The organism is Aldersonia kunmingensis (assembly GCF_001646865.1).
GTDB lineage: Bacteria > Actinomycetota > Actinomycetes > Mycobacteriales > Mycobacteriaceae > Aldersonia > Aldersonia kunmingensis.
On record NZ_LRRB01000287.1, the window covers coordinates 1 to 13,500 of the forward strand.

General features: G+C 67.5%; 13 protein-coding genes and 1 pseudogene. 5 read left to right on the plus strand and 9 right to left on the minus strand.

The window, feature by feature from the left end; all coding sequences use genetic code 11:
- Positions 1-235 (minus strand): annotated as a pseudogene (locus A8G08_RS22975) (dienelactone hydrolase family protein); the annotation flags it as partial.
- A gap of 159 nt (positions 236-394) precedes the next feature.
- Between A8G08_RS22975 and A8G08_RS22980 the strand changes: the two are divergent.
- Positions 395-1,282 carry an NHL repeat-containing protein gene (locus A8G08_RS22980; RefSeq protein WP_157108750.1) on the plus strand — a complete coding sequence of 296 codons (888 nt, stop codon included), beginning with the start codon at positions 395-397 and terminating at the stop codon, positions 1,280-1,282.
- On the opposite strand, the gene A8G08_RS22985 is transcribed toward A8G08_RS22980, so the two are convergent.
- The 4 genes from A8G08_RS22985 to A8G08_RS23000 all read right to left on the minus strand — a co-directional run bounded on the left by A8G08_RS22985 (position 1,283) and on the right by A8G08_RS23000 (position 4,685).
- The gene (locus A8G08_RS22985) at positions 1,283-2,068 is read right to left on the minus strand and encodes a nucleotidyltransferase domain-containing protein (RefSeq protein WP_068279304.1); all 786 of its coding nucleotides are present in this window, start codon (positions 2,066-2,068) and stop codon (positions 1,283-1,285) included.
- Between the two features lie 29 nt (positions 2,069-2,097).
- Positions 2,098-2,754, minus strand: a complete 657-nt coding sequence (locus tag A8G08_RS22990; RefSeq protein ID WP_068279307.1) for a nitroreductase family protein — start codon at positions 2,752-2,754, stop codon at positions 2,098-2,100.
- 141 nt (positions 2,755-2,895) lie between these two features.
- Positions 2,896-3,852 carry an electron transfer flavoprotein subunit alpha/FixB family protein gene (locus A8G08_RS22995; RefSeq protein WP_068279310.1) on the minus strand — a complete coding sequence of 319 codons (957 nt, stop codon included), beginning with the start codon at positions 3,850-3,852 and terminating at the stop codon, positions 2,896-2,898.
- A gap of 47 nt (positions 3,853-3,899) precedes the next feature.
- A complete protein-coding gene (locus tag A8G08_RS23000; RefSeq protein WP_068279313.1) occupies positions 3,900-4,685 on the minus strand; it encodes an electron transfer flavoprotein subunit beta/FixA family protein in 786 nt (261 codons plus the stop codon).
- Positions 4,686-4,866: 181 nt separating this feature from the next.
- Between A8G08_RS23000 and A8G08_RS23005 the strand changes: the two genes are divergently transcribed.
- The 3 genes from A8G08_RS23005 to A8G08_RS23015 are packed head-to-tail and all read left to right on the plus strand — an operon-like array spanning position 4,867 to position 8,482.
- Complete coding sequence (locus A8G08_RS23005) at positions 4,867-5,661, plus strand: class I SAM-dependent methyltransferase (RefSeq protein ID WP_084436758.1); 795 nt, start codon at positions 4,867-4,869, stop codon at positions 5,659-5,661.
- Positions 5,658-7,226 (plus strand): 1,4-alpha-glucan branching protein domain-containing protein, encoded by a 1,569-nt coding sequence (locus tag A8G08_RS23010; protein WP_068279315.1) that lies wholly within the window; start codon positions 5,658-5,660, stop codon positions 7,224-7,226. The genes A8G08_RS23005 and A8G08_RS23010 overlap by 4 nt, the downstream gene beginning before the upstream one ends.
- Positions 7,226-8,482, plus strand: coding sequence for a glycosyltransferase family 4 protein (locus tag A8G08_RS23015; protein WP_068279371.1), 1,257 nt, complete (start codon positions 7,226-7,228; stop codon positions 8,480-8,482). Before A8G08_RS23010 ends, A8G08_RS23015 begins: the two co-directional genes overlap by 1 nt.
- A 9-nt stretch (positions 8,483-8,491) precedes the next feature.
- On the opposite strand, the gene A8G08_RS23020 is transcribed toward A8G08_RS23015, so the two are convergent.
- Both A8G08_RS23020 and A8G08_RS23025 read right to left on the minus strand, forming a co-directional pair.
- A complete protein-coding gene (locus A8G08_RS23020; RefSeq protein ID WP_068279374.1) occupies positions 8,492-9,040 on the minus strand; it encodes a DUF1697 domain-containing protein in 549 nt (182 codons plus the stop codon).
- Between the two features lie 282 nt (positions 9,041-9,322).
- On the minus strand, positions 9,323-10,084 hold the full coding sequence (locus tag A8G08_RS23025) for an acyltransferase (RefSeq protein WP_068279318.1): 762 nt from the start codon (positions 10,082-10,084) through the stop codon (positions 9,323-9,325).
- A gap of 194 nt (positions 10,085-10,278) precedes the next feature.
- Here A8G08_RS23025 and A8G08_RS23030 point away from each other — a divergent pair, with 194 nt between their 5' ends.
- Positions 10,279-11,574: an outer membrane protein assembly factor BamB family protein gene (locus A8G08_RS23030; protein ID WP_068279321.1), complete on the plus strand. Its 1,296-nt coding sequence runs from the start codon at positions 10,279-10,281 to the stop codon at positions 11,572-11,574.
- Positions 11,575-11,577: 3 nt separating this feature from the next.
- Here the strand turns inward: A8G08_RS23030 and A8G08_RS23035 are convergent, their stop codons facing one another.
- Together A8G08_RS23035 and A8G08_RS23040 are read right to left on the minus strand one after the other, a co-directional pair.
- Positions 11,578-12,240: a response regulator gene (locus A8G08_RS23035; RefSeq protein WP_068279325.1), complete on the minus strand. Its 663-nt coding sequence runs from the start codon at positions 12,238-12,240 to the stop codon at positions 11,578-11,580.
- A 9-nt stretch (positions 12,241-12,249) separates the two neighbouring features.
- The gene (locus tag A8G08_RS23040; protein WP_245672962.1) at positions 12,250-13,446 is read right to left on the minus strand and encodes a sensor histidine kinase; all 1,197 of its coding nucleotides are present in this window, start codon (positions 13,444-13,446) and stop codon (positions 12,250-12,252) included.
- Positions 13,447-13,500: the final 54 nt, after the last annotated feature.

The following is a 13,500-nucleotide window of genomic DNA, read 5'->3' on the forward strand; positions in this document are numbered from 1 at the left end:
ATCCCGGCGGTTCGGGGGCAGTGGTCTCCTCGGCTGCCGCGCCGCCCGGCGTCGACGCGGTCGCGGTGCCGGAACTCTCGTCGCTATCCGACGAACAGGCGGCCAGGACTGATGATGCCGCCGCGATACCCAGACCCAGAAGGCCAAGGCGACGCATGGCCTCACGGCGGGTGAGCAGTCCGTCGGCGTGATCGGTGGCGATTTCCTCTGCGATGTATTGCTGCAACGGTGTCATCTGTCGTCCTCACCGAGGGGGCAGGTACGGCCACGATTATCGTCCGCCGACGCCGACCCGCGCAGATGTCGTGTGCGAAATCCCCGGATCGCGCATCCGTGTGGTTTACCTTCGTGGCGATTGTTACGCGTGGTTCACCTGGTACGGAGGAGAGCCCTGATGCGTTCACCAGCAATTATCGGCCGCAGGACACGCACTGCGATCGCGTCGGTACTACTTGTCTTCGCAACCGCAGCCACCCTGGGTGCAGGCGCGCCCGTGTCCGCGGCCGCGCCAGCCCCCGGCACCATCTACGTAGTCGAGAACGGCACCGGGTCCGTGCTGTCCGCGCCAACGACGGGCGGAGTCGCGACGCCGATCGTCACCGGTATCACCGGGCCGGGAGGGGTCGCCGAGGCCAACGGCACGCTGTACATCACAACCAAGACGTCGGTGCTGTCCGTACCAGCCACCGGAGGCACACCGACGACGCTGGCATCCGGGTTCAGCGACGCTTTCGACGTCGCCATCTCCGGCGGCACGCTCTTCATCACCGACAACGCGGCCGGCTCGGTGGTCACAGTCCCGGCGACCGGCGGCGCACCCACCACAATCGCCACCGGCATCCAGGGCCCGGTCGCAATCGTGGTGGCAGGCAACACTCTCTACGTCACCGAATCACTGACGGGCAAGGTGCTCTCACTCCCGGTCACCGGCGGCACACCTACGACCGTGGCCAGTGGCATCGCACTTCCGGCCGGAATCGACATCGCAGGCGGCGCCCTCTACATCAGCAGCGCCCAAGGGGGCAGTGTCATCACCGTCCCGGTATTCGGTGGCACGCCAACGACTCTCGCTACCGGACTTAACAGCCCGTTTGGACTCTCGGTATTCAGCGGGACCATCTTTGTCTCCGAATCCGGTGCGGGCAGAGTTGTTTCGGTTCCGATCACTGGCGGCACGCCCACTCCAGTGGCGACCGGCATCAACCGGCCCTTCGGCCTGACGGTTGTGCCCGGCTGCACCGGCTCGGTCTGCATCTTCTCCGGGAGTAGTGGCAGCAGCTGATCAGTCCGCCTGCGCGATCCGGCACAGCTGCACAACGTCATTCGCGCTGCGCGCCAAGGCTTCCGGATCCGGGTCGAGCCGCGCGATGACGTCATCGATGTCGCGCAGCCCTGCACGCCCGAGGATGAGTTTCTCGTTCACGCACCACTCCCCGCGACGGGCGAGTACCTCCTGGGCCACACAGATCGCGGCCCAGGTGAGGAGCGCGGCACACTCGGCGACCTGCCCACGCGGCGCGATATTGACACGCACATAGTCGAAAAGCAGCTCCGCGGTCTCGTGCCACACGGGCGGGGCGCTCGCGCGCAACGCATCCGGGTATTCGGGCCGAGGCAGTACCCCGCGCAGAACCCGGTTCATCACGAGTTCCGCGACGATGAGGTACGAAGGAATCCCCGCGATATGGAACAACAACGCCTCGCGATGGAATCGACCCGCCCTGGCCTCGGCAACTTCGTGTTCGACCATATCGAGATCGCGGTAGATCACATCGACCTTGCGCATATCGGGGTGTTCCGCGCCCGCCGGTGCCGCGTCCACCTGCAGCCAGGCGCCACCGTTGAAGATCCCGCCACCCCACTCGCCGAGCTCCGAGACATAGCCTTGCCAGCCTAGAGATTTCAACTGGCCCGGGTCGAAGTCGCCGCGGTAATAGAGCCCGAAATCCCAGTCACTGTCCGGCCGATGCGTCCCCGCCGCCCGCGAGCCGCCCAGCGCGACCGCCTCGACACCGTCGAGACCGAACAGCGCCTCGGCGATCCGCTCCGCGAACTCGTCGTCAGTCATGGCGCCCCATCTCCGCGGGACCGACGCCGCTACGAGCCGGACTTCCAGCCGTTCCAGTACGTGATCTCCTCGACCGGGCGGCGCGACGCCGGCTTGAAATCCGTACCCTTCGTGTAGGCGACCGGTATCAGCGCCACCTGCGTGACGGTATCCGGAATACCAAGCACCTCAGCAGCTTTCGCTTCCTCGAACAGGTGCAGCGTCGTGTAGGCCGAGCCGAGTCCGCGGCTGCGAAGTGCCATCTGGAACGACCATGTGGCCGGAATGATCGAGCCGAGAAAACCCGCGTATGCCGCACCGGGCGCGCCGCTCGGCACCTTGCCCAGTAGGCACGGAATCACATGCACCGGAACGTGCTCGAGGTTGTCGGCCAGATACTGGGCCGAACCCACCACGCGTTCCTGCTCGGCGCGCTTGTCCTCGGCGATGTTCTCGAGCGCCCGGCCACCGCTGCCGTAGCTGGCTTCCCAGCCCACGCGGTAGCAATCCGCCAGGGCCTTCCGCTTTTCCGGGTCGGTCACCACCACGAACCGCCAGCCCTGGCTGTTCGAGCCGGTCGGGGCCTGCGTCGCGATGCGCAGGCACTCGCTGATGATCTCGGGCTCCACCGGCCGCTCCAGATCCAGCCGCTTGCGAACCGCACGTGTCGTCGTTGCCACCTCGTCGAAGTCCATGGTTTCGACCATAGTGCGGGACGCTGCCCGACCGCTCGAGGCTCGGAATGCCGGGATCCCGGTCGGATCGGCGACGAGTGGTCAGCAATCGTCCACCCGAACGCAAACGGGCCCCGATCACGAAGTGATCGGGGCCCGTTGAGAGCTGGAGATTTAGCCCTTGTGCTTCTTGACCGCCTCGGTCAGCTGCGGAGCAACGTTGAACAGGTCGCCGACGATGCCGAAGTCGGCGATCTCGAAGATCGGCGCCTCCTCGTCCTTGTTCACGGCGACGATGGTCTTCGAGGTCTGCATGCCGGCGCGGTGCTGGATGGCACCGGAGATGCCGAGCGCGACGTAGAGCTGCGGCGAGACCGTCTTGCCGGTCTGGCCAACCTGGAACTGGCCCGGGTAGTAACCCGAGTCGACAGCGGCGCGCGAGGCGCCAACGGCGGCACCGAGCGAGTCGGCGAGCTCCTCGACGACCGAGAACTTGTCGGCGCTACCGACACCACGGCCACCGGAGACGACGATGGTCGCCTCGGTGAGCTCCGGACGGTCGCCACCGGCAACCGGATCCTTCGAGGTCACCTTGGTGACGCCGTCTTCCTGAGCCGGGACCTCGATGTCCACGCGCGCACCGGCACCCGCCTGCGGCGCGGCGTCGATCGCGCCGGGGCGCACCGAGATGACCGGGACATCGCCCGTGGCCTTGGCATCGACGGTGAACGCACCACCGAAGATGGAGTGCAGCGCCGAACCGTCCGCGTTGACCGCGATGACGTCGTTGAGCAGACCGGAGCCGATCCGGGCGGCGAGACGACCGGTCACCTCCTTGCCCTCGGCGGTGGCGGCGGCGATGACCGCAGCCGGGCTCGCGGACTCGACGAGGCCGGCGAGAACGTCGACCTTCGGGGTCACGAGGAAGCCCTCGACGGCGTCGCCCTCAGCGGCGTAGATCTTCTCCGCGCCGGCTTCCTTCAGTGCATCCGCCAGCTTGTCGGCGGTGCCGGCCGGTCCGAGGACCACTGCCGACGGCTCGCCCAGTGCGCGGGCGGCGGTGATGAGCTCGATGCTGACCTTCTTGATCGCACCCTCTGCGTGCTCAACGAGCACAAGTACTTCTGCCATTGTTTCTGGTCTCCTGGAAGTCGAAAGCTATTCGGGTCGGGTGCGCGTCAGATGATCTTCTGGCTGATCAGGTACTGCGCGACCTTGTCGCCGCCGTCGCCCTCGTCCGCCGCCTTCTCGCCCGCGGTGCGCGCCGGCTTCGGGGTGGAGGCGGTCACCGAGGTGCCAGCGTTCGCGACGCCGACCGTCTCCGGGTCAATGCCCAGGTCGGCCAGGGTGAAGGTGGTGACTTCCTTCTTCTTCGCGGCCATGATGCCCTTGAAGGAGGGGAAGCGCGGCTCGTTGATCTTCTCGGTGACCGAGACGATCGCCGGGAGGGTCGCCTCGAGGTGGAAGATACCCTCGTCGGTCTCGCGCTCACCGGTGAGCTTGTCGCCCTCCAGTGTCAGCTTGCGCAGGTGCGTGAGCTGCGGGATGCCGAGGTACTCGGCGATGATCGCCGGGACCGCGCCGGAACGGCCGTCGGTGGCCTCGTTGCCGGCGATGACGAGCTCGACGCCCTCGATCTGGCCGATCGCGCCCGCGAGAACCCACGCGGTCTGAATGGTGTCCGAGCCGTGGACGGCCGGGTCGTTCACGTGAACGGCCTTGTCGGCACCCATCGACAGCGCCTTGCGGATCGCGTCCGTGGCGCGGTCCGGACCGGCGGTCAGCACGGTGACCTCACCACCCTGCGCCTCCTTGATCAGCAGCGCTTCCTCGACGGCGCGCTCGTTGATCTCGTCGAGCACGGCGTCGGCCGCCTCGCGGTCGAGGGTGTAGTCACCGTCGGTCAGCTTGCGCTCGGACCACGTGTCGGGAACCTGCTTGATCAGTACGACGATGTTCGGCATGGGTCTCCGTCGACCTCCTGTAGTTGGTCTGTCTTGGGGTGTCGGGCAGCACCGGCGCACTTCGGGCGCCCGCTGGCTCAACGCGCAGATTACCGCATGTCAAGTTACCCGAGAGTAACTTATTCGCCAAGGGGTATTCCCGCTGCATAAGGCTTTACCCCAATGGCCTACCGTCTCCCATGTGGGAGAGGTAATTGTGAACAACGACACTGCTGACGCCGGGGCCGATACGGACGTGGCTTCGCTGCCGCTGACGGGCGAGCGCACCGTGCCGGGTATCGCCGAGGAGAACTACTGGTTCCGCCGCCACGAGGTGGTCTACCGCGCGCTGCTTTCCCACTGCGCGGGACGTGATGTGCTCGAGGCCGGCGCTGGTGAGGGCTACGGCGCGGACATGATCGCCGATGTCGCCAACAAGGTGATCGGTCTCGACTACGACATCAGCGCGGTCGAGCACATCCGCGCCCGCTACCCGCGCGTAGAAATGCTGCACGGCAACCTCGCGGAACTGCCACTCCCCGACGAGGCTGTCGACGTCGTGGTGAATTTCCAAGTGATCGAGCACCTTTGGGATCAGCTTCAGTTCCTGCAGGAATGCCGCCGCGTGCTGCGGCCGGGCGGGCAGCTACTCATCAGTACGCCGAACCGGATCACCTTCTCCCCCGGCCGGGACACCCCGTTGAACCCGTTCCACACCCGTGAACTCAACGCAGCCGAGATGACCGAACTCCTCGAGGCGGCCGGGCTCACAGTTGCCACGATGACCGGGGTGCACCACGGCACCTCGCTGCGCGCACTCGACGCCAAGCACGGCGGTTCGTTCATCGACGCGCAGATCGAGCGTGCACTCGCGGGCGAGCCATGGCCGGCGGACCTGACCGCCGATGTGGCCGCAATCGGGATCGAGGATTTCGAGCTGCGTGAGGACGACATCGACGCCAGCCTCGATCTCGTCGCTATCGCGGTACGTGCATGAGTCCCAAAACCAGCCCGGATTCCGGCGACGTGCCGGGCATGTTCACGCTGGTGCTGCATTCGCACCTGCCGTGGCTGGCCAACCACGGCCGCTGGCCGGTCGGCGAGGAGTGGCTCTACCAGTCCTGGGCCGCCTCCTACCTTCCGGTCGCGAAGGTGCTCCGGACCCTCGCCGCCGAAGGCCGCACCGGCCTGCTCTCCCTCGGCATCACCCCGGTGCTCGCGGCCCAGCTCGACGACCCGCACTGCCTGTCCGGCATGCACCACTGGCTGGGCAATTGGCAGTTGCGCGCGCACGAGGCCGCACTCGACTCCGACCCGGCCAAACGTGCGCTCGGCGCGCGTGAACACCGCGCATCCGCCGACGCGCTCGCCGATTTCGAGCAGCGCTGGCGCCACGGCGCCTCGCCGGTGTTCCGTGAACTGATCGACGCCGACGCGATCGAACTGCTCGGTGGACCGCTCGCCCACCCGTTCCAGCCGCTGCTCGACGCCCGGATGCGGGCGTTCTCGCTTGTCGAAGGGCTCGCCGACGCCAAGCACCGCTGGGGCCGTGTGCCCGCAGGCATCTGGGCGCCCGAGTGCGGATTCACGCCGGGCATGGAAACCGGTTACGACGCAGCGGGTGTCACGCATTTCATGGTCGACGGTCCCGCGTTGCGCGGCGATACGTCGCTCGGCCGCCCGGTCCGCGAAGCCGATGTCGTCGCGTTCGGCCGTGACCTCGAAGTCAGTTACCGCGTCTGGTCGCCGAAGTCCGGCTACCCCGGCCACGCCGCGTACCGCGACTTCCACACCTACGACCACAAGACCGGCCTCAAGCCGTCGCGGGTCACCGGCCGCAAGGTCGACGGGCCGGACAAGGCGCCCTACGATCCCGAGCTCGCTGTGGACGCCGTGCGCAAGCACGTAGACGACTTCGTCGCGACCGTTCGCAGGCGACTGAAGAGCGAATCGGACCGCATCGGTCGGCCCGCTCTCGTCGTCGCCGCGTTCGACACCGAACTGTACGGTCACTGGTGGTACGAGGGCCCGCAGTGGCTCGAGCAGGTACTTCGCGCGCTGCCCGAGGCCGGCGTTACCGTCGGCACACTGGCCGATGCGCGCGCCGCTGGATATGTCGGTGAGCCGATCGATCTGGCCGATTCCTCGTGGGGCTCGGGCAAGGACTGGCGGGTGTGGGCCGGCGATCAGGTCCAGGACCTCGTCGACCTCAATGCCGAGGTCGTGCGCCTGGCCCTCGACACCGTCGACAAAGCACGCGACACTCGGCGCGGAGCGGGAGTCGAACTTCGCGACCCCGTCAACGATCAAATCCTGCGTGAGGCGCTGATGGCGGTGTCCAGCGACTGGGCGTTCATGGTGAGCAAGGATTCGGCGGCCGGGTACGCCCGTGACCGCGCGCATTTGCATGCGCATGCCGTCCGCGAGATATGCGCGGCAGCCGCGGGCGGTCAGTACGAGCGCGCGCTGCGGCTCGCGCAGGGCTGGTCTACCGCGGACGGACTGTTCCCCCAACTCGACGCCCGCCGCCTGCCGGGCGATGTTGCGTGCACGGAGACCTGATGAAGATCCTGATCGTCTCGTGGGAGTACCCGCCCGTCGTCGTCGGCGGACTGGGCCGGCATGTCCACCACCTGGCCACGGAACTAGCTTCGGCCGGCCACGAAATCGTGGTGCTGTCCCGGCGTCCGACGGGCACCGATGCGCTGACGCACCCCACGTACACCCATGTCACCGACGGTGTCCTCGTGGTTGCCGTGGCCGAGGACCCGCACGAGTTCCGGTTCGGCGAGGACATGCTGTCGTGGACACTCGCGATGGGCCACACGATGACTCGCGCCGGCATCGCGCTGGGCAAGCCCGGCGTCGGCCCCGCGTGGGAGCCCGATGTGGTGCATGCCCACGACTGGCTCGTCGCGCACCCGGCGATCGCGCTGGCCGAGCATTTCGACGTGCCGCTGGTGTCCACGCTGCACGCCACCGAGGCCGGCCGGCACAGCGGCTGGGTGTCCGGCCGGGTAAACCGCCAGGTGCATTCGCTGGAGTGGTGGCTGGCCAACGAGTCCGACTCGCTGATCACCTGCTCGGGCTCGATGCGCGACGAGGTCACCCGGCTGTACGGGCCGAAACTCCCGCATATCGAGGTCATCCGCAACGGCATCGACGTCACGACGTGGCGTTTCCGCGAGCGGCAGCCGCGCAGCGGGCCGCCGCAGCTGCTGTACGTGGGCCGGCTCGAATACGAGAAGGGCATTCAGGACGCGATCGCCGCGCTGCCACGGATCCGGCGTACCCATCCCGGCACGACGCTCACCATCGCCGGTGAGGGCACCCAGATCGAGTGGCTGCGCGAGCTCGCGCGCCAGCATCGCGTTGCCCGGTCGGTGACGTTTGTCGGCAATCTCGGGCACGATGACTTGCTCGGCTGGCTGCATGGCGCCGACGCGATCGTGCTGCCGAGCCGGTACGAGCCGTTCGGCATCATCGCGCTCGAGGCTGCCGCAGCCGGCGCGCCGCTGATCGCATCCACCGCGGGTGGTCTGGGCGAGGCCGTCGTCGACGGCGAGACGGGTTTGTCGTTCCTGCCCGGCGATGTCGCGGGCCTGACGTCGGCCGTGCGCGAGGTGCTCGACGATCCCGCCGCGGCTCAGGAGCGTGCCCGTGCGGCGCGCGAACGCCTCACCGAGGACTTCGACTGGCATGTGGTCGCGGCGGAGACCTCGCAGGTCTACCAGAGCGCCAAGCGGCGTGTGCGGCATCCGCTCGGTCGTCCGGACATCGTGGAACGGCCTCTGCCGGAACGGGATCTGGGTACCTGACGGCTACGGTCACAGCTCGAGTCTGGCAACGATGCGCTGAACCGTAAGCCAGGTTCGCGTCGTGATGTCCTTGCCGTAAGTGCGTTCCAGCCACCCCATGAAGCTGGACGCCTTCCCCTGCTCGCTGTTGTCGATGACCGCCAGGAACACCCGCGCCACTGGGTCGTAGCCGACGATGTGGGTGCCCGGACCTTCCGGGGCCGACTGCATGCCGGGATCGGAGCGTGCGCCGTCCTTGAGAAACGTCGCGGTCAGATAGGTACTGCGCGCGTGTGTCAGCCCCGGGAATGGGTCGCTGTCCAGCAGGGCGCGCAATTCGGCGTGACTGCGGACGATCGTGGCGCCGCCTATGCCGAGCTCGGCGTGCAACGCCTGCTGAATGCGGTTTTCCAGTACAACCACGTCGGACTCGTCCGCGCCGAACACGATGTTTCCGCTGGCCAGCACCGAACTCACCTTCGCGAAGCCCAGCCCCTCGAACACCGCCCGCAGTTTGTCGTTGGTCATGTTCGGATTGCTCGGCGCGATCCCTCGAAGGAGTGCCGCGTACCGGGTCATGCCGCGAACGGTACGCCGTCCCTCCGACACGCCGATCCGCGATTGCGCTGCGGCGGCACGCGTTTCGGTTCCCGGGTCCTGCACCCGGCGAACGCGCAGCCGATCATCTGTCCGCGCACGCCTGGGCGTGCGCGAGCGTCGCAAAAGGTGCGCGGCGAGGTCTTGACCCTGCTAACGCGCGCGATCCGAGAACAGCGCACTCGATCCGGGGCACCCCCAGCGCCCACCTTTTCAGGTGTCCGCGCACGCCTGGGCGTGCGCGGCCGCACCAAAAGTGCGCGACTAGCTGGTGACCGCTGCCGCTTCGCCCGCCGCGGCTTTCTTCCGCGCGATGTCCTCGAGCGCGGCGATGTAGGCGGCGCGGTCCTCGGCACCGGCCTCCCAGGCTTCCTTGCGGTTCTTGACGACCCGGGCGGGCGCACCAACGGCGATGCTGTAGTCCGGAATTTCGCCCTTGACCACGGCGTGCGCGCCTAGCACACAGCCTCGGCCGACGCGGGTCTCTCGCAACACCGTCACCTTGGCGGCGATCCAGGTGTCGGGTCCGATCCGTACCGGGGACTTCACGATGCCCTGATCCTTGATCGGCATCGTGACGTCGTCCATCTTGTGGTCGAAATCGGTGATGTAGCACCAGTCCGCGACCAGGGTCGATGCGCCGATCTCGATGTCGAGATACGTGTTTACGACGTTGTCCTTGCCGAATACGACCTTGTCGCCGATGCGCAGCGAACCCTCGTGGCAGCGGATCGCGTTGCCGTCTCCGATATGCACCCAGCGGCCGATCTCCAGCCGGGCCAACTCGGGGGTCGCGTGGACCTCCACGTTCTTGCCGAGGAATACCATGCCGCGCAGCACGACATGCGGGTTGGCCAGCTTGAACTTCGCGAGGCGGTAATAACGCACGAGGTACCAGGGCGTGTAGGCCTTATTGGCCAGTACCCAGCGTGCCGAGTCGAGCGTCAGGAAACGCGCCTGTTCGCTGTCGTGCCGACGCGAGCCACGCCATCGCGTGCGCAGCGGTGCGCCCCACATGCTCGTCACTGTCGTGCCTCCCGTCCTTCACCGGACCCGGTCATATCTACGTCCGGTGCGGGCAAGCCTACTTTTGTCGCTTGCAGCGCCTTGCCGGTACCCGCGCCTACCGGATGCCCCGCTAGTCTCGTGCGAGCGAACCACACGGAGGGGACGGCGGGGTTGTGACTGACGGGTTCCAGGGTCGCCAAGGCGGCCGTTCGATGCTGCGATCGACGATGCTGGCCCTGTTGGCAGCGACAACCCTGCTGGGCACGGCGTGCGGGGCGGATATCTCCGACCGCAACATCCTGTCCGCCGGCGGCTGGCCCGGTATCAATTCCGATGCCCGCAACAGCAACTCAACCGAGGTCGAGGGCTCGCGCTCGCTCGCACTGGACTGGTCGCGCCCGATCGGCGGCACGGTCGCCACGTACACGACAATCGCGGCCAACGGGCAGATGTTCGTCACCTCGAACACCGAGGCCGGCTGCAATCTGTTCTCCTTCCAGATGGGCAACGGCCGCAAACGGTTCTGCAACCGGCTCAATCCTGGCGTGAGCGCCTCCACCCCCGTTGTCGACGGCGCCACAAACATCTACGTCGGCGATGCCGGCGGGATGAACTCGTTCAACGAGCACGGCCAACCCCGCTGGCGCACGCCGGTGGTCGGCACGCCGATCTCCGCCCAGTTCACCCCGGACGGCAACGTGCTGTTCGTGACGCATCTGGGCGAGATCGACGTCGTCGCGAAGCAGACCGGAAAGCGGGTGACCGCACCGTTCCAACTCGTCGGTCAGCCCGATTTCCTCGCCGAACCAAACACGCCGGTGCGGTCCGACGGCGAGGGCCTGTCCGACTGCGTCACCGGCGGCCCCGCCTGCCCGGTGGCCAACACCCCCGCGATCGACATGAAGACCGGGCAGTTCTACGTGACGCTCTGGCGTCCCGGCGCAAAGAGCGCGTCGCTAGTGGCGCTGCAGTACATCGACGGCGACAACCCGCGCATCGAGCCGAAGTGGAGCGCGGACATGCTCGACAGCGGCACGGGCGCGAGTCCCGTGCTGTCGGAGGACGGCTCGACCGTCTACGTCAGCGACAACATCGGCCGGATGATCGCGGTGGATTCGACCAACGGCAAGACGAAGTGGGTGCACGACCTGGGCTACGCGCCGTGGGGCAGCCCGGCGATAGTCGATGGGCTGATCGTTCCTGCGGGTGGCGAGAACGGCCATCTGCTGGCCCTGCGCGACGCCGGCGACCGCGCCGAAGTGGCGTGGGAGGACCGCGATCTCAATCAACTCGGGGCGCCCGCTCAGGCGAAGGGGTCGACCGGTTACACCGTGGTGCGCAGCGGCAGTGACGACCTCGCGCTGGTCACCTTCGACACGCAGACCGGCGAGACGGTCGCGTCGGATGTGCTGCCGGATGCGCGGGGCGTGACCTCGGGAACCTCGATCGGCCCGAAGGGCGAGGTGCTCACATCGAGCTACATCGGCGAGCTGTTCGTCTTCAAGTAGGCCCTATCCCGGTGTGACCAAACCGGTTTCGTAGGCCAGTACCACCGCCTGCGCGCGGTCACGCAGGTGCAGTTTTGCCAGCACCTTGCCGACGTGTGTCTTGACCGTCTGCTCGGCGACGAACAACGCGGTGGCGATCTCAGTGTTGGACAGTCCGCGCGCGATCAGTTCGAGCACCTCGCGTTCGCGCGACGTCAGCACCGTCAGCCGGTCCGGCGACGCGCGCGGCGTTCGTTGCAGGCGGACGACTTCGGCGATGAGCCGGCGGGTCACCGTCGGGGCGAGCAGCGACTCCCCCGCGGCCACCACCCGCACCGCGCGGACGAGCTCGTCGGCGGGGGCGTCCTTCAGGAGGAACCCACTCGCCCCGATGCGCAGCGCCGCGTAGACGTAGTCGTCGATGTCGAAGGTGGTCAGCATCAGCACGCGCGGAGCGGGCTCCAAACGAGCCGCGATGATTTCCTGCGCCGCGTCGAGACCGTTCATCTCCGGCATCCGGATGTCCATCAGTACGACGTCGGGCCGGACTCGTTTCGTCTCGGCAACAGCGGCTTTCCCGTTCGGCGCATCACCAACGACGGAGATGTCCGGTTGCGCCCCGAGCAATGCGGCAAAGCCCTGCCTGACCATCGCCTGGTCGTCAGCGATCAGCACGGTGATGGGCACCCGCTCAGCCTAGGCAAGGCCGAGCAGCTGATCCGCGGGGCGCATCGGAAGCTGCACGCGCACCTCGAACCCGGCGCCGAACGGTGCAGCAACGAGGCTGCCGCCGATGCTGCGCGCCCGCTCGGCCATGCCCACGATGCCGAGGCCGCCCGGTCCGCCCGGCGGTGGCTCGCCGATACCCGGGCCGTTGGCGACGGTCAGCGCGACCATGCCGCCGTCACAGACGAGTTCGACGCGCACAGGCGAACCGGGTGCATGGCGCGCCGCATTGGACAGTGCCTCCTGCAGAATGCGGTAGAGCGCCAGTCCGGTCGCGTCCGAGACCGCGGACGTGGTGCCGGTGCGGGTCCACTCCACCGCGATGCCCGCACGACGGGTGGCGTCCAGCAGGCCGACGACGTCGGACAATCCGGGTTGCGGGGCGGCGGCGAGCGGTTGTTCCGTACTGCGCAGCACGCCAAGCAGCCCTCGGATCTCGTTGAGGGCTTCGCGGGCGGCGACGGCGATGGCATCGAATTCCGCTCGCGCCGAAGGTGATACGTCGTCGAGCCGGTACTGCGCGGTCTGCGCCTGCACCACTACCAGCGACATGTGGTGGGCGACGATGTCGTGGAGGTCCCGCGCGATCCGCGCCTTCTCCTCGAGCACGGCCCGCTTCGCGCGCTCGAGTTCGCTCTGTTCCTCCTGCCGGGCCAGCGCGGTACGCGAATTCGCCAGCCGGCGGAGCAGCACGGCGAAAGCGACGACGGCGCTCAACGCCACCACCCAGGACACCCGCGCGCCCGACGGCATGAACGTGACGAACAGTGTGACCGTCACCAGCCAGGCGATGGCCACCCGCATCGGGTCCAGCGTGAGGCAAACCGCGATGAGTAGCGCGATGATCACGATGATCTGGACAACTTGCCAGGGCAGGGAGTTGCCCGGTTGATGATCGACAATGATCGCGAACGCCAGCGCCGCCAGCACCGAACACGCCCAGCCGGTTGCCGGATTCGCTCGAATGAGCAGCAGCGGAAATGCCGCGATCGCTGCCTGCACCGGCATCAGAGCGGGTTTCACCACGTGCGTGATGTGCAGCGTGGACCACGCGACCACGAACAGCACGAACGTGCTCAGCACGACAAATGCGTCGAACCACTGGCTGGCACTGATTCGGCTCAGTCGGCTACGGATCGGTCGGGGTCGTTTCGGTTTCTTGCCCACGCCTCGACCCTAGGAACCATACCCGCCGTCTGTCGTCATACCCAGGTGCTAGAT